Source organism: Thermomicrobium sp., from assembly GCF_053493975.1.
Window position 1 is genome coordinate 1 of sequence record NZ_JBRBZA010000029.1, and the last position, 23,348, is coordinate 23,348.

The 23,348-nt window shown below is 64.6% G+C and carries 19 protein-coding genes, 1 tRNA gene and 1 riboswitch; of the genes, 13 read left to right on the forward strand and 7 right to left on the reverse strand.

Going from position 1 to position 23,348, the window contains the following annotated elements:
- The first annotated feature begins 103 nt into the window (after positions 1-103).
- A tRNA-Tyr gene (locus tag ACWIVK_RS05370) sits at positions 104-188 on the forward strand.
- Between the two features lie 265 nt (positions 189-453).
- Here the strand turns inward: ACWIVK_RS05370 and ACWIVK_RS05375 are convergent.
- Both ACWIVK_RS05375 and argF read right to left on the reverse strand, forming a co-directional pair.
- Complete coding sequence (locus ACWIVK_RS05375) at positions 454-813, reverse strand: hypothetical protein (protein WP_448575551.1); 360 nt, start codon at positions 811-813, stop codon at positions 454-456.
- Between the two features lie 66 nt (positions 814-879).
- The gene (argF, locus tag ACWIVK_RS05380; RefSeq protein WP_448575552.1) at positions 880-1,845 is read right to left on the reverse strand and encodes an ornithine carbamoyltransferase; all 966 of its coding nucleotides are present in this window, start codon (positions 1,843-1,845) and stop codon (positions 880-882) included.
- 369 nt (positions 1,846-2,214) lie between these two features.
- On the opposite strand from argF, the gene ACWIVK_RS05385 reads away from it, so the two are divergent.
- The 6 genes from ACWIVK_RS05385 (at position 2,215) to ACWIVK_RS05410 (ending at position 6,047) form a co-directional block, all read left to right on the forward strand.
- Positions 2,215-3,915 (forward strand): Nramp family divalent metal transporter, encoded by a 1,701-nt coding sequence (locus ACWIVK_RS05385; protein ID WP_448575553.1) that lies wholly within the window; start codon positions 2,215-2,217, stop codon positions 3,913-3,915.
- Positions 3,916-4,365: 450 nt separating this feature from the next.
- Positions 4,366-4,689 (forward strand): 50S ribosomal protein L21, encoded by a 324-nt coding sequence (gene rplU / locus ACWIVK_RS05390; protein ID WP_448575554.1) that lies wholly within the window; start codon positions 4,366-4,368, stop codon positions 4,687-4,689.
- Between the two features lie 24 nt (positions 4,690-4,713).
- Positions 4,714-5,010: a 50S ribosomal protein L27 gene (rpmA, locus tag ACWIVK_RS05395; protein WP_448575555.1), complete on the forward strand. Its 297-nt coding sequence runs from the start codon at positions 4,714-4,716 to the stop codon at positions 5,008-5,010.
- Complete coding sequence (gene rpmE, locus ACWIVK_RS05400; protein WP_448575556.1) at positions 5,007-5,327, forward strand: 50S ribosomal protein L31; 321 nt, start codon at positions 5,007-5,009, stop codon at positions 5,325-5,327. Before rpmA ends, rpmE begins: the two co-directional genes overlap by 4 nt.
- A 114-nt stretch (positions 5,328-5,441) precedes the next feature.
- Complete coding sequence (locus ACWIVK_RS05405) at positions 5,442-5,651, forward strand: hypothetical protein (protein ID WP_015922372.1); 210 nt, start codon at positions 5,442-5,444, stop codon at positions 5,649-5,651.
- 144 nt (positions 5,652-5,795) lie between these two features.
- Positions 5,796-6,047, forward strand: coding sequence for a 4Fe-4S dicluster domain-containing protein (locus tag ACWIVK_RS05410; protein ID WP_015922371.1), 252 nt, complete (start codon positions 5,796-5,798; stop codon positions 6,045-6,047).
- Positions 6,048-6,128: 81 nt separating this feature from the next.
- Here the strand turns inward: ACWIVK_RS05410 and ACWIVK_RS05415 are convergent, their stop codons facing one another.
- Complete coding sequence (locus ACWIVK_RS05415) at positions 6,129-7,547, reverse strand: aspartate aminotransferase family protein (protein WP_448575557.1); 1,419 nt, start codon at positions 7,545-7,547, stop codon at positions 6,129-6,131.
- Between the two features lie 203 nt (positions 7,548-7,750).
- Positions 7,751-8,689 (reverse strand): EAL domain-containing protein, encoded by a 939-nt coding sequence (locus ACWIVK_RS05420; protein WP_448575558.1) that lies wholly within the window; start codon positions 8,687-8,689, stop codon positions 7,751-7,753.
- 491 nt (positions 8,690-9,180) lie between these two features.
- Here ACWIVK_RS05420 and ACWIVK_RS05425 point away from each other — a divergent pair, with 491 nt between their 5' ends.
- From ACWIVK_RS05425 to ACWIVK_RS05440, 4 genes are all read left to right on the forward strand, one after another.
- Positions 9,181-10,683, forward strand: coding sequence for a thioredoxin-like domain-containing protein (locus ACWIVK_RS05425; RefSeq protein ID WP_448575559.1), 1,503 nt, complete (start codon positions 9,181-9,183; stop codon positions 10,681-10,683).
- Positions 10,684-10,707: 24 nt separating this feature from the next.
- Positions 10,708-11,673: a CapA family protein gene (locus ACWIVK_RS05430; protein ID WP_448575567.1), complete on the forward strand. Its 966-nt coding sequence runs from the start codon at positions 10,708-10,710 to the stop codon at positions 11,671-11,673.
- 236 nt (positions 11,674-11,909) lie between these two features.
- Positions 11,910-12,221 carry a metal-sensitive transcriptional regulator gene (locus tag ACWIVK_RS05435; protein WP_448575560.1) on the forward strand — a complete coding sequence of 104 codons (312 nt, stop codon included), beginning with the start codon at positions 11,910-11,912 and terminating at the stop codon, positions 12,219-12,221.
- An 18-nt stretch (positions 12,222-12,239) separates the two neighbouring features.
- Positions 12,240-14,768, forward strand: a complete 2,529-nt coding sequence (locus tag ACWIVK_RS05440; protein ID WP_448575561.1) for a heavy metal translocating P-type ATPase — start codon at positions 12,240-12,242, stop codon at positions 14,766-14,768.
- Between the two features lie 51 nt (positions 14,769-14,819).
- Here ACWIVK_RS05440 and ACWIVK_RS05445 read toward each other — a convergent pair whose 3' ends face one another.
- From ACWIVK_RS05445 to ACWIVK_RS05455, 3 genes are read right to left on the reverse strand one after another with little or no spacing between them, the layout of a single operon-like run.
- Positions 14,820-16,589: an ATP-binding protein gene (locus tag ACWIVK_RS05445; RefSeq protein WP_448575562.1), complete on the reverse strand. Its 1,770-nt coding sequence runs from the start codon at positions 16,587-16,589 to the stop codon at positions 14,820-14,822.
- Complete coding sequence (locus tag ACWIVK_RS05450) at positions 16,586-17,737, reverse strand: DNA double-strand break repair nuclease NurA (RefSeq protein ID WP_448575563.1); 1,152 nt, start codon at positions 17,735-17,737, stop codon at positions 16,586-16,588. Before ACWIVK_RS05450 ends, ACWIVK_RS05445 begins: the two co-directional genes overlap by 4 nt.
- An 18-nt stretch (positions 17,738-17,755) precedes the next feature.
- Positions 17,756-19,063: a glycosyltransferase gene (locus tag ACWIVK_RS05455; RefSeq protein WP_448575564.1), complete on the reverse strand. Its 1,308-nt coding sequence runs from the start codon at positions 19,061-19,063 to the stop codon at positions 17,756-17,758.
- A 556-nt stretch (positions 19,064-19,619) separates the two neighbouring features.
- Positions 19,620-19,804: riboswitch (cobalamin riboswitch) on the forward strand.
- A 147-nt stretch (positions 19,805-19,951) separates the two neighbouring features.
- Between ACWIVK_RS05455 and ACWIVK_RS05460 the strand changes: the two genes are divergently transcribed.
- Together ACWIVK_RS05460 and ACWIVK_RS05465 are read left to right on the forward strand one after the other, a co-directional pair.
- Positions 19,952-22,264, forward strand: coding sequence for a ribonucleoside-diphosphate reductase subunit alpha (locus ACWIVK_RS05460; RefSeq protein ID WP_448575565.1), 2,313 nt, complete (start codon positions 19,952-19,954; stop codon positions 22,262-22,264).
- Positions 22,265-22,283: 19 nt separating this feature from the next.
- Positions 22,284-23,270, forward strand: coding sequence for a ribonucleotide-diphosphate reductase subunit beta (locus ACWIVK_RS05465; RefSeq protein WP_448575566.1), 987 nt, complete (start codon positions 22,284-22,286; stop codon positions 23,268-23,270).
- Positions 23,271-23,348: the final 78 nt, after the last annotated feature.

Sequence of the window (23,348 nt, forward strand, 5' to 3'; positions counted from 1 at the left end):
CTCGCCGCGCGCGACCGTCGTGAAGCGCGGGAACAGAGCGATAGGCTGGACGCTCACGTTGCGCAGAGTCGAACATGTGTGCTATACTCGCGGTGGTACCGTTGGGGAGATGCCCGAGTGGTTCAAGGGGCCGGTCTGTAAAATCGGTGCGCTCGTGCGCGTCGGGGGTTCGAATCCCTCTCTCCCCACCGCGGAGTGTTCTGGCGAGTTTTCACCGTTCTCGATCCACTGGTTCCGGTTCACGGCCTTCTCGTGCCCGCGCGACCGGATGACTGCTCGGACTCCTTGGCGATCGGTGCTGTCTTTCGGTCGCTTGACCATCGCTGGTCAACGACACCGAGGGTAGACGAGAGCTGAACCGACGCCACGCCGGCGCGAATGCTCTTCCCGATCGAGCTCGTCGCACTGACGATGCGCGCCGATCCCGGCTGGCTGCATGGTGGAGTGACCGACCTAGGCGGCCGGCTGGAGGGAAGAGGCTGCCTCGCTGACGGACAGGGCGAGTTCGCTGGGGAGACCGGCATCGACCAGGAGGGCGTGCAACTCGCTCGGCGTGGCCGTTCGAGCCCGACGGGTTCGCAAGCGCTGATGTTCGGCCAGATCCTCGAGCATCCACAGCCGCGTTTCGACGTCCCAGCCCGATGCGGTGCGACGGACGAGGATCCGCCCTGCCAGCGCCTGCCCGATGCTGGCGGAGCGCCGATCGAGGCGCCGGCCGGTGATTTCGAGTTCGGCTGGACGCATCTGCCAGTGACATTCCCAGCCAGCGAGCTCCCTCGGCAGGTGCGGTGGTGCACCGGTGACACCGGACATGATGGCCTCCTCTCTGGATATCGCTGCGCGTTTGCCCGCGATCACCGAGTTTTCGGCGATGCGCGCTCAGCGGAGCACGCCGGGGCCCGCATCGCTCAACAGCTCGACCAGCAAGGCCTTATGGAGATGCAGTCGATTCTCGGCCTGCTCGAAGATGATCGACTGCGGACCGTCCGCGACCTCGGCGCTGGCCTCTTGCCCACGGAACATCGGCAAGCAGTGCATGAAAACCGCGTGCGGCGCAGCCGCCGCCATGATCTCGGGCGTCACGCGGTAGTTCTCCAGTGCGCGGAGCACGTCGTCGGAGACCGCTTGGCCCATGCTGACCCAGACGTCGGTATAGACGATATCGGCATCGCGCACGGCTTCCCATGGGTCAGTGGAGACCTCGATGCGTCCGCCCGTTCTGGTTGCGATCGACTGAGCGCGCTCGATGATCGCGGGATCCGGGCGACAACCGGGCGGTGTGGCGATGCGAACGGTCAGTCCAACGAGAGCACCGGAAAGGGCCAGTGAGTGAGCCATGTTGTTGGCACAGCCGAGATAAGCGAGTGTCCGTCCACTCCAACCACCGAATTGTTCCTTGATCGTCAACATGTCAGCCAAGGCTTGGGTGGGATGCACGAGGTCGGAGAGACCGTTGATCACTGGAACCGAGGCGTGAGTGGCGAGTTCCACGACATCGGCATGGCGGAAGACGCGGGCCATGATGCCATCGACGTACCGTGAGAGGACTCGAGCGGTATCGGCGATGGTTTCCCCGCGCCCGAGTTGGAGATCGTTCGTCGAGAGGTAGAGGGCGTGCCCGCCGAGCTGCGCCATCCCGGCCTCGAAGGCGACGCGAGTCCGGGTGGAGGGCTTTTGGAAGATCATGGCGAGGGTCTTGCCGCGGAGAAGATGATGCTGCGGTTCACCCGCCCGGTGTTGTGCCTTGAGGTGAGCCGCGAAGTCGATCAGTGCGATCGCTTGCTCGGGGGCGAGATCGGAATCGACGAGCACATGGAAGAGCTTGCGAGCGGTCGGGACAGCCATGGCAACCTCCTGATCATGCTGCACACGGTCCAATTACCGGCGTACCGGATACCCAATGTCCTGGACCTGTGCCTCATGCGGAGGTGCACCCCGATCCATCCTTTCATCCTGTCGTCGCTCGCTTTGCGAGCCCGGTTCCACTATCGCAAAAGGAAAGCCGGCTGTCAAGCATCGCGGTCGAGCATCCGGCGCCTCGATCGCGAGCAGGCCTCGCGATCGCCGTCAGCGTTCTGCCGGACTCGAAGCGTCGGGTCGCTGAGCCGCCCGTCGAGCGTGTCCCCTCACGCCGGCGGATGCCTGCAGACAGACGCTGATCTCTTGACATGCCAAGAGAAAAGCTTTAGAGTGCATGATGAGTCCAGCGACCGATTGGACGCTCGAGTCGAGCGAGATATCCGGCTCGTCGTCGAGAAGCGGTGCGGAGGCACTGACGATCGACACAGCGAGCGTTGTCGTGGCGAAGGCCGGTTCGGCTTTACTGTGGAAGAGGACGTCGGCCATCGCGATGATCGGGAGCGTTTGTCAGTGAAAGGGGGGAAGAAGGTGGCAGCAGTCGGTGACGGTGGTGCGGTCGGTCAAGCTGTGCAGATCGGCACCGGTCGCCCTCCACTGCCGTTGGTCGATCTGCCGGAGCCGGAGGAGGTCTTCAAGGTTCCACGCATCGGTGTCAAGGAAGCGATCACGGTGGTGATCGGTCCGAGCCTGATCGCGCTCGGCCTGTCCATCGGGTCCGGTGAGTGGCTCTTGGGGCCACTCGCCGTCGCCCAGTACGGCTTTGTCGGGATCGGTTGGGTCATCTTGCTTTCGGCGCTTCTTCAGACTTTCTACAATGTGGAAATCACGCGCTACATCATGGCAACGGGTGAGGTGCCGGTGTTGGGCTGGGCACGAGTGCCGCCGGGTTGGTGGCTGTGGGTGCCGCTCGCGCTCCTGATGGTCTACTTCGCCAACATTTGGGGTGGCTGGGCTGCCGGTGCAGGCGAGGGGCTCTATGTCCTCTTGACCGGAAGCCTGGTGGACCAGCCGAGCGAGCGAACGACGGCGCGCTGGCTCGCGGTCCTGCTGATGGCCATCGTCTTCCTGCTCGTGCTCTTCGGTCGGAAGATCGCGCGTACGCTGGAGTTGGTCAACTGGGTGATTGTCGGCTTCGTTTTGATCACGCTGTTGATCGTGAATCTCCTGGTGGTTCCCTTCGAAACCTGGTGGACAGCGCTGCGCGGTCTCTTGACGCCGGCGCTTCCACCATCCGGCGTCGACGCGACACTGCTCGGGGGTCTCGCTGGCTACACCGCACTGGCCTCGGGGCTCAACTGGTACAACATGAACTACTACCGCGATCATGGATATGGCATGGGTTCCCGTGTCGGGTTCATCGCTGCACTCGTCGGTGGAAAGCAAGAAGAAGTGCTCGCCAGTGGCGTGACCTTCCCGGATACCCCGGAAAACGAGCGTCGCTGGAAGCGCTGGTTCCGGCTGTTGCTGCTGGACCAGTGGGTCGTGTTCTTCGGCGGAGCGCTCATCGGCATGTATTTGACGACCCTCTTGGTCTATCACTTGGCTACTCTGCCTGGTGTCGAGAAGCCGACGCGGGCCACTATGCCGACCTTCGCGGCCGATGTCTTGAGCCGAGAGTACGGGACGCTGCTCTATTATTGGGCTTTGATCGTGGGCTTCTTCATCCTCTTCAGCACACAACTCGGCGTCTTCGAGTCGCTCGTGCGCAACATGTCGGACGGGTTGTACGGACTCAGTCCGGCCTTCCGGCGTGCGATCGCCGGTGACCCGCGTCGCTTTTACTATCCCTTCATGATCGTGCTGCTGGCCGTGATCAGCTTCCTCATTTTCCAGGCACTGCCGACGGAACTGATCCTGATCTCGGCGAACATGGCGAACCTCGGTGCGTTGGTCTTTCCCTTCTTGCTCATGTACCTGAACCGGCGCTTGCCGCGGCCAGCCCGGCTGCGCTGGTGGTCGTATCTCCTGCTGGTCGGCAATACCATCTTCTTCGGTTTCTTCTTCGTCAACTTCCTCTGGACACAACTCACAGGAGGACCACTCGTCAAGTTCTAGCGATGTCAGTGTGGGGAACCGGACCGGGCACCGGTGTGCGGTGCCCGGTCCGGGGTTCACTGTCGCTCCGAGTCGATGCACGGTAGAATCGGCCACCGATCTGGTCTCGCCCTGATGGATAAGTGCCAATAACTGGCGGCTGCTTCCTCCGACTGTGTCGTGGTTCATGGGGAGCGCGAGAGGCGAGGGCATGACTCTCTTCGCCCAGGAGGTGATGGAGAGGCGCTCGTGATTCCAGCAGGATCGTAGCGGCTGCACGGGGTGGACACGGGACAGGGGCGCGACCTACTCGGCATGCATCGCGCGAAGAGAGCGGTGAGTGAAACAGGTTCGGGTGCGTGCAGAACAGCATGCGTCATGTTGACGTTGCGGCATGCACGCGTTAGGCTTATCGTCTGTGGGTGAACCGCCCACACGTTGTCGAGCGTGTACCCACGGGAAGGAACAGGCGTGTACGCGGTTGTCCGGACAGGAAGCAAGCAATACCGAGTGCGCGTCGGCGACATCATCGAGGTCGAGAAACTGCCAGTCGAGCCCGGCCAGGAGGTCACGCTGGAGGATGTCCTGCTGGTCGAGCGTGACGGGACGGTGACGGTCGGTCAGCCGGTCGTCCCGGGAGCGCGGGTCGTGGCCCGGGTGCTCGATCAGGTCAAAGGGCCGAAGCTGATCGTCTTCAAGATGAAGCCGAAGACGCGCTATCGCCGCAAGACTGGTCACCGGCAGCGCTATACGCGCTTGCAGGTGGAAGCGATCGAAATCGGAGCAGCGTCCTGAGCGAGAGAACGAGGAGGTTGGGCTGTGGCGCACAAGAAGGGTGGCGGGTCGACTCGGAACGGGCGCGATAGCCGAGCCAAGCGGCTGGGTGTCAAGCGGTTCGATGGGCAGTTCGTGCCGGCGGGTAGCGTGCTCGTCCGCCAACGTGGAACGGTCTTCCGCCCGGGGCGTAATGTGGGAATGGGACGGGACTACACGCTTTTCGCCCTGATCGACGGATATGTGAAGTTCGAGCCGATTTCGCGCGACAAGCGGCGGGTCAGCGTCTATCCGGAGCCGGTCGGGCGGACATTGCCGGCGGCGGGGAGCGCGACAGCATGAAGAAGGGGATCCATCCGCAGTACTATCCACAAGCGACAGTCATCTGTACCTGTGGCAATACGTGGACGACCGGCTCGACCAAGCCGGTGCTCCGGATCGAGCTCTGCCCGAAGTGCCATCCGTTCTTCACGGGAGAGCAGCGGATCGTCGACACGGCCGGTCAGGTCGAGCGATTCATGCGACGACTGGAGAAGGCACAGGTTCAGCCGCGAAAGAAGAAGGAAGAGCGGCGACGCAAGCGACTCGAGCGACGCGCGCTCCTGGTCGAGGAAGGGGCTGCCGAGACAGCCAGCGAGGAATCGGCCAGCGAGGCCTGAGCGGAGAGTCATGTGGTTCTCTGCTATACTTCTGGTGCGAGTCGACCGATCTCATCGGAGACGGGAGCGACTCGACACCGCGCGCGGGGGCGCGCGTGGACAGGGAGGCGAACGATGACGGGATACAAGGCACTGACGCCGCGCCCCGATGAGCAGTTCGACCTTTTGCAGCTGGAGGCGATGGGGTTTACACCCGATCAGATCGCCCGGCTGCGGGAGCTGCGGGACATGTACCCCTATATCGAGTACATGGATTCCCGAAAGCAGTGGAACCGGTTGCGCTTCGTCAAGTGGCTCTACTCGCGGGGTGCTATCCCCCGATGAGCGAAGAGGGATCGCTCGGAGCGGGGCGTGCTGCGCCCCGCTTTTTGTTTCCGCCTCGTCGGCTGTGTACACTTGCGGGGCAACCAACGGCGGTTGGCGAGCGCCCGCGATGGCGCGAACGAGTAGGGTGGAGGAGCGGCACCGATGACGTACGTGATCGCAGAGCCGTGCATCGGCGTGAAAGATGCCTCTTGCGTCGAGGTTTGCCCGGTCGATTGCATCAAGTCCGATCCGGAAGCGGAGCAGTACTTCATCAATCCCGACGAGTGCATCGATTGCGGGGTGTGCGCCGAGGTGTGCCCGGTCGAGGCCATCTACTTCGAGGACGATTTGCCGGAGCAGTGGCGGCATTACCTCCAGAAGAACCGCGAGTATTTCCAGAAGCAGCGCGTGTGAGTTGGACGAGCGAACTACCGATCACGACGGAGCGGGCGGGGAACTTTCCCCGCCCGCTCCGTCAGGATGCGTGACGAGCACTCACTGGGCGATACCCGGCATCGCGACGCTCGCGGGGTCAGCAGCCGGCTGCTCCCGCAGCGACTGTGCGACTTCCAACGCGGCTTCGTAGGCAGCTTGCAGCGTCGCCTGCACGTCGCTCTCGCTGTGTGCGGTCGAGATGAACCATCGCTCCAGGTGATAGGGGTGGAAGTAGACGCCGCGCCGGAGCATTGCCCGGTTGAAGCGATCGTAGATGTCGATACTGGTGTACGCGTGCGCCTCGCGATAGTTGCGGATCCGGTCGAGCGCGGGAGCGTCCGGCTTAGCGAAGAAGATGTGCCAGACCGGTCCGATCCCCTGCACGATGCAGCGGAGCCCGGCTGCTTCGCAGGCCTCGCGCAATCCCTCGCGAACGCGCTCACCGAACCCGTCGAGAACGCTCCAGAGCTCGTCGCGGCGCGTCTTCATCTCGGTCAGCACGGCGCGTGCGGCAGCGAGCGCGACGACGTTCGCAGTGTACGTCCCGCCGTGCAGGACTTGATTGGTCGCCTCCAGATGCATGACCTCGCGGGAGCCGCCGAACGCGGCGATCGGGAAGCCAGCGCCGAGTGCCTTGGCGTACGTGGCGATATCGGGGATCACACCCAGACGCTCTTGCGCTCCACCGGGAGCGAGCCGGAAACCGGTGATCACTTCGTCGAAGATGAGCAGCGCGCCGTAGGCGCGGGTGATGTCACGCAGGAACTCGAGGTAGCCGGGCTCCGGCAGGATCACCCCCGAGTTGCACTGCACCGGCTCGACGAGCACGCCCGCGATCTCGTTGCCATGTTCGGCGAAGAGCCGTTCGAGGCTCTCGCGGTCGTTGTATTGCGCGATCAGAAGCGCTTCCCCATAGACTTCGGGGATCCCACGCGAGCCGGGGATCGGCTGCGGGCTGTACGGCCGCAGTCGTGGGCGCCACACGTCGGGATGGCTGGACCACAGGTGCGTATCGGCCCACCCGTGATAGCCGCCCTCCATCTGGACGATCTTCGGCCGCCCCGTGTAGGCACGCGCCAACCGTGCGGCGGCCATGGTCGCCTCGGTACCGGAGTTGGCGAACCGCAGGAGATCGACTCCTGGAACCAGCTCGGTGAACAGCTCGCCGACTTCGGCATCGAGTTCGTACGGAAACGTGGAAATCGTTCCGTAGCGCTCGAGCGCTTCGATGACCGCCTGGATGACTCGCTTCGGCTTGTGACCGAAAATCAGGGGGCCATAGCCGAGGCTGTAGTCGATGTACTCGTGACCATCGATATCCCAGAAGTGGGAGCCCTCACCGTGATCGAAGCAAAGTTCCAGACCCTTCTTCAAGCGTGCGTAGGAACTCTCGCCACCGGCGATCGTTCGACTGATCCGCTCGAAAAGCTGCCGGCTCCGGGCGAAGTAGGCATCGCCCAGCAAACGATCGGTACTCATACGATTCCTCCAGGGTCGAACCACTGGCTGCGCAGTCACGGGGGCAGCCACGCCCGAGCGTTCCAGCCTGACGGTGGGTGGGGATCGCGGGGCACCGTCATGAGGTGGACCGCACACGGCCAGTCTAAACGAAGCCCCCGGGGGCTTGTCAAGGGTGCCGATGGGGACAGTGTTCTGCCTTGCCCTCGCCGGTCCGGCGCAATTCAGCTGGTGCTCATTTCCTCCGGGATTTGCGGATGGCCAAAGAGATACCCCTGCAGAAAGTCGACTCCCAGCTCGACTGCCACCGATGCGTCGGCCTCGTCCTCGAGCCCCTCGGCGATCGTCCGTGCTCCGATCTGTCGACAGAGTTCGGCGAGTTTGGCAACGATCGCGCGCTTCGCGGCGTCAGCGGCGAGTCCCGCTGTCAATTGACGATCGATCTTGACGAAGTCCGGTTGGAGTGCGCTCAGCCACACCAAGCCTGAATGAGCGGAGCCGATGTCATCGAGGGCCACCCGGAAACCGTGTTGGCGAGAGGCAGCGAGAAGATTCGCTGCGTGGCGCAGATTGGTCAGGGATTCGCTCTCGATCACCTCGAAGACGACCTTCCCCGGATCGATCCTGAGCTGTTCCGCCGCGGCCCATGTGGTCTGGAGGCACGTGGTTGGATCGTAGATCGCGCTCGGTGTGAAGTCGATGAAAAGCAAGCCATCGAGTTCGTGCTTCTTGGCCTGCTCGAGTGCGAGAATTCTCGCCCGAACATCGAGAGCCGTGATGCGATCGAGTGCGCGGGCGGCTCGGAGAATCACCGCTGCGTTCAGGATCGTTCCATCCGGTCGACGGGCACGCAAGAGGGCCTCGTAACCAGCGATTCGACGATCCGAAGCGTTGGCGATCGGTTGAAAGGCGCACGTCAGTTGTCCATTGGCGAGTAGCTCCTCGAACCAGATGCTTTCCAGCGCAGCGGCCAGGCGACGCAAAGGTTCGATCGAGGGAATCTCAGTCGCGAGCGGGCTCGCTGCGGTTCCCACCAAGGCTTGCGTGCTGTCGAGTTCTTCCTCTGTCAGGCGCTCGAGGGCCGCCTGGAGGAATTCCTGGAGCCCCGGTTGCGCGGCGAGATGGACTGTCAGCCAGCTCCGGCCTTCTCCCCATGTCGTCATGTCGTCTCCAGAGAGAGCTCTTGCGCGATCCCGGCGAGCTTGACTGCGGTGTGCATCATGGGCGGCCAGAGCAGGAGCCGGTCTCCGGAAAAGGCTCTTCCGGAGTGCGTCGCGCGCGCCTGCTACGGGCAGACATCACGAGGTCGCTCTCTCTGCATTCGTCTTTCTCCCTCTCCAACCAGTTCACCGCGTTTCTCGCTACTCAGTGGATCGGCATGGCGCGGAGGGTGCTCGAGAGCTGGAGAGCATGATCCCGATCTCCCCTCGATGACTCGCTCGCGCCGGCGCCACGGCCGCGCGAGCGGCGCGCCGGTGAGCGCTCCATCTTCGCGACACGACGCACTGCCGCGCTGCGCGACGCATGCCGCTCGTTCCGGTCGCGAGGTCGCGGACGAGCCGACACGGCGCGATGGCTGCCCGTTCACTGCACCGGGCGACGAGGAAACTTGTTATGCTCGAGCCAGAGCACGACCGATGAACGGGGGATGAGCATGCGACGATGGGATGAGGAGCTGGGTCCGATCCGCGCGCCCGATTTTCCTCCCGGACTCACCTGGCTGAATGTCCGACGACCGCTCGAGCTCGCTGACCTGCGTGGGCGCCTGGTGATCCTCGATTTCTGGACGTATTGCTGCATCAACTGCCTGCATGTCTTGCCCGCGTTGCGGGCAGTCGAGGAACGGTATCCGACGCAGGTCGTCGTCATCGGTGTTCACTCCCCGAAGTTTCCCAACGAGCGTGACCCACAGAATGTCCGCCAGGCTGTTCTCCGCGAACGGATCCAGCACCCAGTCGTGCACGATCCAGCGCTCCAGATTTGGCGGAGCTACGCGATCCGCGCTTGGCCGACCTTGGTGTTCCTGAGTCCAGAAGGGTATCTCCTCGGTATCCACGAGGGTGAAATCTCCGCCGAGCGTCTCGTGCAGGCAGTCGGGCGCTTGCTCGAACGCACGGGGGTGACGACGCGCGAGCCGTTCGCGCTGTGCTCGCCTGTGGAACGTTCGTCGGGACCACTCGCGTTTCCCGGGAAGCTAGCCGTCGATCCCAGCAGGGATCGGCTCGTGGTGAGCGATACGGGTCATCACCGGCTGGTCATCGCTCGTCTGGACGGAACCGTGACAGCAGTGATCGGAAACGGTCGTCCAGGTCTCCGAGACGGGGCACTCGTCGAAGCGCGTTTTTGTGAGCCGCAAGGGATCGCGTTGGTGGGCGAGACGTGTTTCGTCGCTGACCGGGGCAACCATGCCATCCGTCGCATCGATTTGGCGACCGGTACCGTCGAGACGATCGCCGGAACCGGTCGGCTCGGGCAGGGCATGCTCGACGTGGGGCCAGCCCGCCAGGTCGATCTGCGCTCTCCCTGGGCGCTCTGGCATCGGAACGGGCTGCTCTTCGTGGCGATGGCCGGTAGTCATCAGATCTGGGTGCTGGATCTCGGCAGCGGTATCATCCAGCCGTATGCCGGCTCGGGGATGGAGGGGATCCAGGGGGGACCGCTCGAGCGCGCCTGGTTCGCCCAGCCCTCTGGCCTGACGAGCGACGATCGCCTGCTCTACGTCGCCTGTCCGGAGGCGAGTGCCATCCGCACTGTCGATCTTCCCGGTACGCCGAATCCGAAGGTCGGTCGTCTGGTGGGCACCGGGCTCTTCGATTTCGGTGATCGTGACGGCACGGGTGATACCGTGCTGCTGCAGCATCCGCTCGACGTGGCCTGGACCGGTGAGGAACTGCTCCTCGCTGACACCTACAATCACAAAATCAAGCGGCTCGACCCCGCGACCCGTCGCTGCTCGAGCTGGTTGGGCACCGGCCAGCCGGGACATGAGGACGGGCCACCCGAGCGAGCGCGCTTCTGGGAGCCAGGCGGTTTGGCTGTCACGGCCGATCAGGTGTATGTCGCCGACACGAACAACCATGCGGTCCGGATCGTCGACCGGATGACCGGTCTGGTACGGACGCTGGAGTTGCAGGGACTGGCAGCTCCTTCGGACTGAGGTGGACGATCGACCATGCAGGCCATCCGGATCGCGCTCATCGGGGATGTGATGCTGGGCCGGTTGGTCAATCGCGCCCTGCGCGAGAGGTCGCCGGCCTATCCCTGGGGCGATGTCCTGTCTGTTTTGCTTGCAGCCGACGCCCGTATCGCGAATCTCGAGTGCGTGCTCGCTGATACCGGTGAGCCGTGGCCTGGCAAGCGCTTCGTCTTCCGGAGCGATCGAAAGAATGTGGTGGTACTGGAGACCGCCCAGCTCACCGCGGTCTCGCTGGCCAACAATCATGTCCTGGACTTCGGTGATCGAGCACTGTCCGAGATGTTGGAGACGCTCGATCGCGCTGGGATCGCTCGTGCCGGCGCTGGGCACGATCTTGTCGAGGCACGCCGGCCAGCCCGATTCGTCGTCGGCGGCCTTTCCTGCGCCCTCATCGCGGTCACTGACAACGAGCCGGAGTGGGAAGCGCGACCCGATCTGCCTGGTCTCTTCTATGCCCCGTGCGATCCGGCTGATCCGCGCTTCCGCGATCTCGGCGAGCTCGTGCGGGAGACCGCGCAGCGGGTCGACGTGGTGATCGTCTCTTATCACTGGGGGCCGAACTGGGGTGAGCGACCGCTGCCCGAACATGTCCGTGCCGGGCGCATCCTGCTCGAGGCTGGTGCACGCATCGTGTACGGCCATAGCGCGCACATCACGCGTGGCGTCGAGTTCTACCGCGGAGGCGCGATCCTCTACAGCTGTGGCGATTTCATCGATGACTACGCGGTCGATGAGGTCGAGCGCAACGACGAGTCGTTCGTCTTCCTCGTAGTGCTCGACGGAAGCGCTGTCCGCGAAATCCAGCTGGTGCCGACGGTCATCGTCGATTTTCAGGCCCGTCGCTCCGATCCGTTGCGCGCGGCTCGCCAGTGCGAACGAATGCGCCGTCTATGCGCCGAACTCGGCACGCGTGCCGAGTTCGCGAATGGCGGGTTACGTCTCTTACCGTGACCGGGGTCGACCTGGTCGTGCTCGGCCGTTCGTCTCGATGGCGGTGGCGAGTATGGGCCGCCTGTCTCGTCAGCGTGCTCTTTTCCGTGACACCGATCTCTCGCCATTCGAGTGGACGATGGCTGAAACCGGTGGAGATCACTCATGAGCGCACGGCTGGCGTCGTTCGTTGTCGGCTCGACGGCGGTCGTGTATGCTGAAGACGGAAGATACCCGAGGGGGGTATACGAGAAGTGATGAGCGAGCGACGAGAGGAAACCAGCTGCGAGCGACGAGTCGATTCGTACCGTGCGGACAAGGCGCGCATCCTCGCTCGCTTGCGCCGGATGGAAGGTCAAGTGCGCGGCATCATCAAGATGGTGGAAGAGGATCGCTACTGTGTGGACATCCTCGTGCAGCTTTCGTCCGTGATCGCAGCTGCCCGGAGCGTCGGTCTGGTGCTTTTAGAAGATCACATCCGCGGTTGCGTGCTGGAAGCCGAGGACAAGGAAGCAGCCATCCAAGAACTGACGGAAGCGATCGAACGCTTCACCCGTAGCGTGGGCTGAACGAGCGAGGGGGATACGATGAGCGATCGGAGGGAAGAGCGACCAGCCGAGTCGGCTCCAGTCGTGCGCCTCGCCATCGAGGGGATGACCTGCGCTTCCTGCGTGCGCCGGGTGGAGCGAGCGCTGGCCTCGGTGCCGGGTGTCGCGGAAGCGAGCGTCAACCTCGCGACTGAAGAGGCAGCAGTGACGTTGAGTCGGCCAGATGTCGCGGTGGAAGAACTGACCGCGGCGATCGAGCGCGCTGGCTACCACGCTCGGCCGCTCGCGACCGTACCCGCAAGTGACGCAGAGGCCGAAGCGACGGTCGAGTTGGCGATCGAGGGGATGACGTGTGCCTCGTGTGTTCGCCGCGTCGAGCGAGCACTGAGCCGGGTGCCTGGAGTAGTCGAGGCGAGCGTGAACTTGGCGAGCGAGCGTGCGCTGGTCCGGTACGATCCCCGCACGACGAGCCTCGATGCCTTGATCGGTGCTGTCGAAGCGGCTGGCTACCACGCGGTGATCGTGCCGACTGTTGCGGTGGACGCCGAGGCGAGCGACGACACGGAGCAGCGTCGTGTGCGTCAGCTGCGGCGGCTGCGCGACGAAGTGGTTCTGGCTTGGGCGCTCGCCCTGCCGGTCGTGGTGCTGAACATGTTCGTGCCGCCGTCGCGGTGGTCCAGCATCGTGCTGCTCGCCGCGACGCTCCCGGTGTGGGGCTATTTGGGGCGCCGCTTCCACCTGGCGGCATTGCACAATCTGCGACACGGCCAGTTCACCATGGACACACTGGTCAGCTTGGGGACGAGTGCTGCTTTCTTCTCTTCTCTCGCCAGCACGCTTCCGGCCCTGTGGGCACCGCACGGACATGTCGGTCACACCTATTACGACGTCGCGGCAGTGGTCATCGCGGCGATTTTGCTGGGTCGCTATCTCGAGGCACGGGCGCGGGGGCAAACGACGTCGGCCGTGCGGCGACTGCTCGGATTGCAGCCGAAGACGGCGCGCGTCCGACGCGGGGGTCGTGAGATCGAGATTGCCGTGCACGAGGTCCTGCCGGGTGATCTCGTCGTCGTGCGGCCTGGCGAGCGGATTCCGGTCGATGGCTTCGTCGTCGAGGGACGCTCGGCGGTCGACGAGAGCATGCTGACTGGGGAAAGCTTGCCGGTCGAAAAGGGCCCGGGTGATCGCGTCTGGGGCGGGACGCTCAACACCACGGGGACCTTCGTCCTCCAGGCGACCGCTGTCGGGCAAGCGACGGTGCTCGCGCAGATCGTCCGTCTCGTCCAGCACGCGCAGGGCTCGAAGGCTCCCATCCAGTCCTTGGTCGATCGCGTCGCGAGCGTCTTCGTGCAGGCGGTGATCGTGATCGCGCTCCTCACCTTCGCAGCATGGTGGCTGATGACCGGTGACCCATTGCGGGGGTTGTTGCCAGCTGTCGCCGTGCTCGTCATCGCCTGCCCCTGCGCGATGGGACTGGCGACACCCACGGCAGTCATCGTGGGGACAGGTCGTGGTGCGGAACTCGGCGTGCTCGTGAAGCGTGCCGAGGTCTTCGAGCGCATGGAGCGGCTCACGACGATGGTCCTGGACAAGACCGGCACGCTCACGATCGGGCGGCCGACCGTCACCGACGTCGTCCCGCTCGCCGGCTGGAGTGCCGAGGAACTCCTGCGACTGGCCGCGGCAGCGGAATCGCGCAGCGAGCACCCGCTGGCGCAGGCGGTCATCGCGGCAGCGAAGGGGAACGACGCGACGGTGCCGGTGGTGGAGCGTTTCGAAGCGTTCCCGGGCCGCGGTGTGGAGGCGCTGGTTGCAGGGCGTGCGCTCCTCGTCGGGACGATGCGCTTTCTCCAAGAGCGCGGCATCGCCGTCGATCCGGCCAGCGAGGAAGCAGCAGCACTCGAAGCAGCTGGCAAGACGGTGATCGTGGTGGCGGTCGATGGTGCTCTCGCGGGTCTCATCGGGCTCGCTGATCGGCCGCGCCCGGAAGCGCCGACCGTCGTGCGCGCGTTGCGGGACCGTGGTCTGCGCATCGTTCTTTTGACTGGCGACAACGAGCGGACGGCGCGCAGCATCGCACAGGCCGTCGGAATCGACGAAGTCCGGGCCAATGTCTTACCTGAGCAGAAGGCGAGCGTCATCCGTGCGCTCCAGGAGGAGGGCCAGATCGTCGGCATGGTCGGTGACGGGATCAACGATGCACCGGCCTTGGCGCAAGCGGATGTCGGGATCGCCATGGGCAGCGGGACGGACGTTGCGCTCGAAGCCGGTGACGTCGTGCTGGTGCGACCGGACCTGCGTGGGATCCTGGTCGCCCTGGAGCTGGCTCGACGGACACTGGCGACGATCCGCTGGAACCTGTTCTGGGCGTTCGCGTACAACACCGTGCTCATCCCTGTCGCGGCAGTTGGGCTGTTGAACCCGATGCTGGCTGGTCTGGCCATGGCGTTGAGTTCGGTCTTCGTGGTGACCAACTCGCTGCGCTTGCGCCGGTTCAAGCCGGCTGGTTGGGGAGAACGAGAGCCCAGCCAAATCGGTGCCGAGCGCGGTGCCCTCGCCGCGCGGTGACGGCGCGACTCCGCGTCGTCGCGACCGCTCGAGGAGGGTGGCACGACTGGGTCAAACCGGCGTCGCTGTCACGAGACCGTTCGCGGTCAAGAATTCTCGGACATCGGTGAACGCGTTGAAAAAGAGCGGTGTCCCGGCGAAGGACAGCGGCGAGACGGGGCCGACGGTCATGAAGGAGTAGACGCGACTCGTTGGATCGAAACTCGAGTGTGGGTCGCGGAAGAGACGATACAGAGCGAGCGCGTGCTCGTCACCTCCGGCGAAACTCTCCAGAGCGCGATACTCTTGACCGAGCCCCAGCCCGTAGCCGAAAAAGGCGATGCGGAGCTGCGAGACGATCTCGGGATGGAGACTGGCGAGCGATTGGCTGATGACCAACCAACCGACCCCGTACTTCCGTGTCGTGCGCACCGCATCGATGAGGAGTGCGCGGATTTGCGCTCGGGGGGATTCGGGGTCGAGATAACCCGTGGGTGCCAGGCGGTGCGCTTCGTCGATCAGGATCAGGGTGTTGAGATTTTCCGACCTAGCATAGGCCTGTTCAGCAGCAGAGCGAATCCCCTCCAAAAGACGCCGAATCACGATTTCCTGGATCGTCTCGTTCCAGAGTACCGGCTCGTGCCGGTCGGCAGAATCGGCTCCCGACAGATCGAGGGAGACGATCAACCGATCGCTGGGTCGGAACAGCCCATCGAGGACCCGCTCGATCGTGCGAGCGCGTGGATTCCCGCGGTCACTGAAGAGCAGAGCCAGCGGTCGCCAGGAGTGCGTGTAGAGTTCGGCACGATCGACTCGCTGCAGCATGTACTGGAAACGGGCGCGCGCTTCCGCTGACCGGTAGAAAACGCGCTGAACCTGCTCGTCGCTCAGGATCGACAGCACCCGTTGGAAAGTCTTCAGCTGGTGCAGTTCAGCCAGTTGCACTCCTTGCTTGCGCAGATGCTGCGCGATCTCGCGGGCAGCGAGTTGACGGTTTTCGCGGACACCGAAGGAAAGCTTGTCAAAGAATACGGAGGACACGAGCAGCTCTTCGAGCAGTTCCCAGCGGTCGAGGATGAGGTCGCGAGCCGAGAGGACAACGGCGACGCGGCCCAACGAGTCGTGCAGGATGGTGCGAAGCGGAAGGGGGAAGCCGCTTGGTGCGGATCGGTCACGCAAGTCCTTGCTGAATTCGCCTTGCGGATCGACGACCAGGAGCGCCATCTCCGGGTGCCGCGCGTAGGCGAGCAGCAGCATCTTGGCCAGGACGGACTTTCCCGACCCGGTCTTACCGAAGATGCCGATGTGGTACGCCTCGCCGGCTCCGCGGGGTCCTCGGTCGAAATGTTTGAACCAGAGCGGAAGCTTGGGTCCCGAACCGTAGACGCGACCGAGATAGAAGAGGTCGGCCCGAGCGTGGGCGAGCAACCGATCGAGGACGTCGTCTCCGACAGCGAAGATCGGTGTGCCGGTGGGAGGGACCGTGCCGAGAATCGACGGGCGGAAACCGGTTCCATCCTCCGCGAAAACAGCGCTGATCGCCAGCATACCTTGATGGGTGTCCTGTCGCTCGCTCACCGCGTCGATCCGTCCACGCTGCCGAATCAGGCTGCGGATCGTCGGATCCTCGTGCCACACATTGCGCAGGACGATCTCGGTAATCTGGCCGAGCGCGTAATGCCGCACCCCGTCCTGGATGAAGGGCAGGAGGACCAGTTCGCCGACCAACTTGCGCCGGGTCGCTGCATCGAGCAACTCCAGCGTGAGCTGGCCCGTGGATGAGGGGGAGCCGAGCACCCCGATCGGTTCGCTACCATCGTGCAGCAGGGCAATGCCGCTCATGGCGATGAGAGCGATTCGCTGCGGTAGCTCTCCAGTGCGAGAAAGACGTCGTCGAGCACAGGATACCTACGCGTTGCTGCCTCGCGCACCGCATGCCGGAGCGCTCGCGTCGCGCGACGGAGCGAGCGCACCATTCGGTCAGCCAAGTAGAGGGGAAACGGCTCCCGGAGCCTCCCACTCGCGCTCTGGTAGTGAACCGCTTGGAGCACGCTGGCCAATCGGCCGGTATCGACCGCGACGGACTCGTGCAATTCGAGGCGGAGCGCCGGCAACCAAGGATGAGAGCGCACATAAACCACGCGGAGTCGATCGACCGCGCGCAGCACCCGCTGGATCGGTGAGCTGGCACGCAAACGAAGGCTGTCTGGCAAGAGATCGAGACTGAATGCGTGGGGGCGCCGACCAGTGGTGACCGGGAGCGGCCAGGTGAACTCCCCTGGAGCGAGCAGGACAGTCAGGAGCGCTCGGTCGTCGAGCCGTTGGTCGAGGCCGAGCCGATCAGCGAGATCGCGCCGTGCGGTGTATTTGGGCACGCCGACCCAGCAGCGCGGCGGATCGGCTGAACACAGGACACGAGCGAGGTCTTCGAGCCGGTCGGGCAACGTCTCGAGGAAACCGCGTGCCGCTGGTGACGGTGGTTCCCGACGAGCGAGCGCGCGCAACGCCTGATCGAACGCGATGAGCGGGGTCGTGAGCGACCCATCGAGGAAGACGACGTCATGCGGTGCGCGGGCCGCGAGTTCGAGTTCGCCCGCCGCCATCAGCGCGCGCGCCAACGCATCGTTGGCCTCGTCGTGTGGCGCGAGTTCGACCGACAGCGCGTGACGGGGTTCTGGCCAGAAGCGCTTTTCGCTGGGCGGCGTCAACCCCTCGACAGCAAGCGCGCCAGCAACCAGAAGATCGTGCGCGAGTAACCGCTCGACCGCGACCGAGCCGTCGACACCGCAGGTGGTCGGCGTCGGGACTGCTGGAAGATCTCCCAGCGTTGCCAGCAGCCGTTCGCTGGCTAAGACCTGCCGCCAGCGCTCGCGCTCGGCCCGCTGGCTCGTGAGTTGCTCGATGACCGAGCGGCTCAGCTCCGGCGCGCGACCGAGGAGTTCCTCGACGAGTGCGGCGGGGAGGTCGACGAAGATGCGCGTCTGGCTCATCGCTCCGTCCGCTCGTGCTCAGCTTTGGGTCGGGCGCAAAACGGGTTGCTTGGTCCGCGCGAGTTCCGCGATCAGGCGTGCGGCCTTGCGCCGACCGTCGACTGCCTGGATGCGTGCACTGGCAGCTGCGAGCCGAGCCTTGCGTTCCTCGTTGGTCAGGAGGTCCTCCAAGGCGCGGAAGAACTCGTCGTCCGTGAAGCGATACGGGTGGAAGCGGAAGCCGAAGCCGCACTCTTGGATGCGCTGCGCGTTGTCGTGCTGGTCCCAGAAGAGCGGTAGTGCCAGCATCGGCTTGCCGAAGTGCATGCATTCCGTCGTCGTATTGTTCCCACCGTGCGTGATCACGGCGTCGACGAGCGGGAGGATCGACGGCTGGGGAAGATACTCGTCTCCCCAGATGTTATCGGGGAGACTGAGCTTCCCCTTTTGCGGTCCTAAGCTGATGATGACCCGATAGTCGGTCCGGCCGAGAAGATCGACCAAGCGTCCCATCAGTTCCGGCTCGGCCGAGCCCAGGCTGCCCAGGCTGACGTAGAGCAGCGGACCGCCCTCACGCAGGTGCTCCGGCAACTCGAAGGGTGGTTCCGTATCGCGCACCGACGAGTCGATCCGGTGCCAGACCGGCGCGAGCGGCTGTGACCGCGGGTAATCCAGTTCGGCTGGGTAGAGGTAGAGATCGAGCCAGGGGCTCTCCCAGATGAACCCGAATGGCGGTAGCGGCGGGGCGCCATTCTCGCGGCAGAAGGTGTCGAGCTCTTCATGCAACGGACCGACTGCGTCCCAATACTCCCGGCGCCAGGCTTCCCACTGCGAGCGATCGTTCGTCGGCAACCCGCTGAGAGCAGGTGGGAGGTCCGGATCGGGGATTTCCAGCGGGTTGCACGACACGATGCGAACCCAGGGGACACCGGCCGTGACGACCGCGGGAAAGGCGACGACGTTGTCCTCCACGATCGCGTCGGGACGCAGCTCGGCGAAGATCTCGCGCAGCCGCGGCTCGACGTACAGGGCGCCGTCGATGAGCGAGCGCCAGATCGGCGCGGTCAGGGTGCGGATCTGTTCGAAGGTGCTCTCCCGGAAATGCGGTGCGGTATTGGCGATGAAATCCTTCCAGAACTGCCCGGGCTCCTCCGGCTGCTCGGGAGGCGGCGTCAAGCGCATCAGACGCTCTTCGAATCCCTTGGCTTCCAAGGTGCCCGCGAACGATTCCTCGACGACGAAAACGACCCGCAGGCCGAGTTCCTGGAGCGCTCGACCGATGCCGATGCAGTTGTTCGTCGGCCCGTAGGCACCCTCGGGGAAGAATACGACGGTCAACTGCGCCATCCGCATCTCCCTTCAGTCGCACTGTCCTGCGTTGGAACGATCATAAGCTGACGCACTCGCGCGTGTCCAGTCGTGGCGAACGACAGTTAGCGGAGTCGAGGCCCCCGCGCTGGTCCGAGGCGGGCCAGTCGCTCGATGAGGACGGCAGGAGCCGTCCAGCTCGCTTCTCTAGTTGCCGCGCCGAGGGGGCGCGACAGTTGGCCGGTCCTGCCGCCCGCGTCGGAGGAGCGGTGTCGCCGTGTAGGAGTACCGCTTCCGCCTTGCGGAGGTCAGTACTCGCGTTGTCGCTCGTGCCATGTCGTCACGACTTCTCGGCAGGCTCGCGGTGCCTGCACAGCGACTGAGCGCTGGTCACCTACGGCTGCCTCGCCGTCGTCACGCGGAACGAGTGCGTGCGACGCATCACAGCGGACAGCAGGCTGCACTGGCGTGGTGGACTCGACCATGGTGCCTTTCTGGAACATCTTGTCAGCACGGTGCTCGATGCATACACTGGGAGGCGTGACCACAAGATGTAGGGGTTCGGGAGTACCGGAAGCCCTGTATCTTGTGGCATAGCAGCGAAAAGCGGACGGGTGCCGGGAAGTCCGGTGCAAATCCGGCGCTGCCCCGCAGCGGTGAGCGGGGACGAAGGCTGCAGCCGGTCATCTTGACCGGGGCCACTGGCGGGAGACCGCTGGGAAGGCGCAGCTGGTCGGTCGATCCGCAAGCCCGAAGACCGACCCGTCCGCTCGGATCGGTACCGCGCCTCGCGGGTGGGCGCGGGCCAGAGTCGGTATCGATCCTGCGCGTTAGGCGTGGGATGCTCGACCCCGGGGGAGCATCCGGTCGGTGCCGCTCTGCCCACTCAGTCGCGCGAGGCGGCCGGACAAGCAGGAGGGCGGTGCGATGGTCTCCCTGGTGTCGAGTGCGCTCGATCTCCGACCGATTCCACGGGACGAAGCAGCCGAACTGGATAGTCGCATCTTGAAGTGTCTCCAGCAGTTGCCCGATCGGCCCGAGGCCGAGCGGGAAGCAGCGGCGCTGCTGCTGGAAAAGATCGCCCGCGAGGCGGATGACGGGACGCCCCTCCCCTATCCCGAGCATTTCCGGCGATTCGTCGAGCGAGGCATCGCGCGTGGCGCCCTCGATCCGCGACTTCGGACCTTCCAGCTCGATGTCCTCGGGCGGGCGCTCGACCCGGCGCGTGACGCACTCCTCGGTTATGCGGCGCTGGCGACGCTGGCCGATCGGTACCTGGTGCGGGATCCGGAAACGCGTCAGCTCCTGGAGCGACCACAGGCGCTCTTCATGCGTGTGGCGATGGGGCTGGCGCTGGTCGAGCCGCCCGAGACTCGGACGAGCTGGGCCCTGCGCTGGTACGACCTGATGAGTTCGCTCCGGTATCTGCCGAGCACGCCGACACTCTTCAATGCGGGCACGCCGCACCACCAGCTGGCCTCGTGCTACCTGGCGGAGGTCGAGGACAGTCTGGAAAGCATTTTGGGTTCGGCCTACGAGTTCGGGATGCTCGCCAAGTATGCCGGCGGGATCGGTACCGCCGTGACGCGCATCCGGGCCACGGGTGCTCCCGTGCGGGGGATCAATGGGGCGAGCGGTGGGCTGATCCCGTTTCTGCATCTGTACGATGCCCTGATCGCCTCGATCAGTCAGGGTGGTCGCCGGCGCGGCACGATGTGCGTGTATCTCGAGCCGTGGCATCTTGAGGTGGAAGCGTTCCTCGATCTTCGCCGCAATGCCGGTGATCCCTACCGTCGTACCCATCAGCTCAACACCGCGCTCTGGATCCCCGATGAGTTCCTGCGGCGGGTCGAGACGGACGACGTCTGGTACCTCTTCGATCCGATCGTGGCGCCCGAGCTCCCGGATCTCGTGGGTGCCGCCTTCTCGGAGCGTTACCGAGAACTCTGCCGTCAGGCAGAGGCGGGGATGCTCCCGCGGCGCGCCTGGCGCCGCCTGCCTGCCCGCGAGCTGTGGTTGGCCATCTTGGCGAGCCTGATGGAGACTGGACACCCCTGGCTGACCTTCAAGGACGCTGGGAACCTCCGTTCTCAGCTGCGCGGGATCGGTGTCATCCACTCGAGCAACCTCTGTACCGAGATCTTCCTCCCGACCAGTCGCGAGGAGGTGGCGGTGTGCAATCTCGGCAGCGTGAACCTCGCGCGCCACTGCTCGCCGAACGGCGAACTGGACTGGGAGCAGCTGGCGCAGACGGTGCGGCTAGCGATGCGGGCACTCGACAACGTCATCGATGCCAACCTGTATCCTTCGGAACGCGCAGCGCGTGCCAACCAGCGCAATCGTCCCGTGGGGCTCGGCCTGATGGGCTTCGCCGAGCTCTTGGCTCGCCGCGGGCTGTCGTACGCCGAGCCAGCAGCGGCGGAGCTGGCGGACCGCATTGCCGAGTTCCTCAGCTATCACGCCATCATGGCCAGTTGCGCACTGGCCGAGGAGCGAGGCGCATTTCCCACCTTCGCCTCCTCCCGCTGGGCAGCTGGTGTGCTCCCGATCGATACCCTGGATGAACTCGCAGCCGCTCGTGGCTTCCCAGTGGAGGTGGACCGCAGCCGGCGACTGGACTGGGAACCGCTTCGCCAGCGTGTGCGGCGCGGCCTGCGCAATGGTGCCGTGATGGCGGTGGCACCCACCGCGACGATCGCTTTACTGGCAGGGACCACCCCGAGTCTCGATCCGTACTATGCGAACGTCTTCAGTCGGCAGACGCTCTCCGGGAAGTTCCTGGAAGTCAACCCCATTCTCGTGGATGAACTCCGGCGTCGGGGTCTCTGGGAGCAGTTGTTGCCCGATCTCGTGGCAGCGCGTGGGGACTTGCGAGCGGTTCCGGGTTGCCCACCCGACCTCGTCGCGCGCTTCCCGACCGCCTATCAAGTGCCGGCGGAGGCGTACATCGAAGTGGCGGCGCGCGTTCAGAAGTGGGTGGACATGGGGGTCAGTCGCAATCTCTACCATGCGGCTGATCGGCCGGGGCAACTGAGCGCGGTCTATCTCGCAGCCTGGCGCAAAGGGCTCAAGAGCACCTACTACTGCTTCGTTCGTCCACGCATGGAGATCGAGCAATCCACGGTCGCCGTCAACAAGGCGCGGCGTCGCCCGCAATGGGTGCAGCTCGCCGAGCGCGAGGTGCTGGCGAGCGATCTCGCGAGCTGTCGTCTCGATGGTTCGTGCGAAAGTTGCCAGTGAAGGACGAGGAGGGACCGGAATGGCGCGCCGATTGCTCGGAGGCGATCCGATGGCTGCGGTGGAGCTCTTCCCGCTGAGTCACCCGTGGGCCTACGCGCATGTCCAACAAGCCAAGCACAACACCTGGTTCCCGGAAGAAATACCGCTCCACGACGACGTGCGCGACTGGCACGAGCGCTTGAGCGAGGAAGAGCGGCGAGCCGTGGAGATGTTCCTGGGTTTCTTCAACCCGATGGAGTCGCTGGTCACGACCAACCTGCTGCTCAGTCTCTATCGGGTGGTGACGGCCCCGGAAGCCCGGCTCTATTTGGCACGACAGGCGTGGGAAGAAGCGAACCACGTCATGGCGTTCGAGTACGTCATCAAGACGCTGCCGGTGGACCGGAAGCGGGTGTTCGGCTTGCATGTGGAGCATCCCGCCGTCGCGGCGAAGGAGACGTTCCAGCGCCAGTTGACCGAGCAGTGGCTCGTTGCCCCTGACATCGAGCGCGTCGAGGGACTGCAGCGACTCGTCCGCAACCTCGTCGGCTACTTCGTGATCTTGGAGGGAATCTTCTTCTACTCCGGCTTCGCGCTGGCCCTGGCGTTCCGCCAGCGGAACCTTTTGCGTGGTCTATGCACCATCGTCGATTGGGTTCTGAAGGACGAGTCGCTCCATCTCTCGTTCGGGGTCCACTTGATCACGACGATCCTGGAGGAGCACCCGGAGATCTTGAGCGCGGCGTTCGGTCACGAGCTGCGGGAGCTCATCCTACGTGCGGTCGAGCTGGAAGAAGCGTACAACCGGGCGGTGCTACCAGAGCCGCTCATCGGTCTCGATGCTGATGCGCTCAACCGGTACGTGCGCTACATCGCTGATCGACGGTTGGAGGAACTGGGGTTGCCGATCGCTTTCGGGGAATCGAATCCGTTACGCTGGATGGTCGCGCAGGTCGACGTGCCGGAAATCGTCAACTTCTTCGAGGCCCGCAATATCCATTACGAAGTCGGCCGTGCGCGTTGGTAGAGTGGGTGCCCAGTGCCCGAAGAATGCGAGCGGGGAGCGGCACGACTGCTCCCCGCTCGTGCGTGTCGAGCCGCTCAG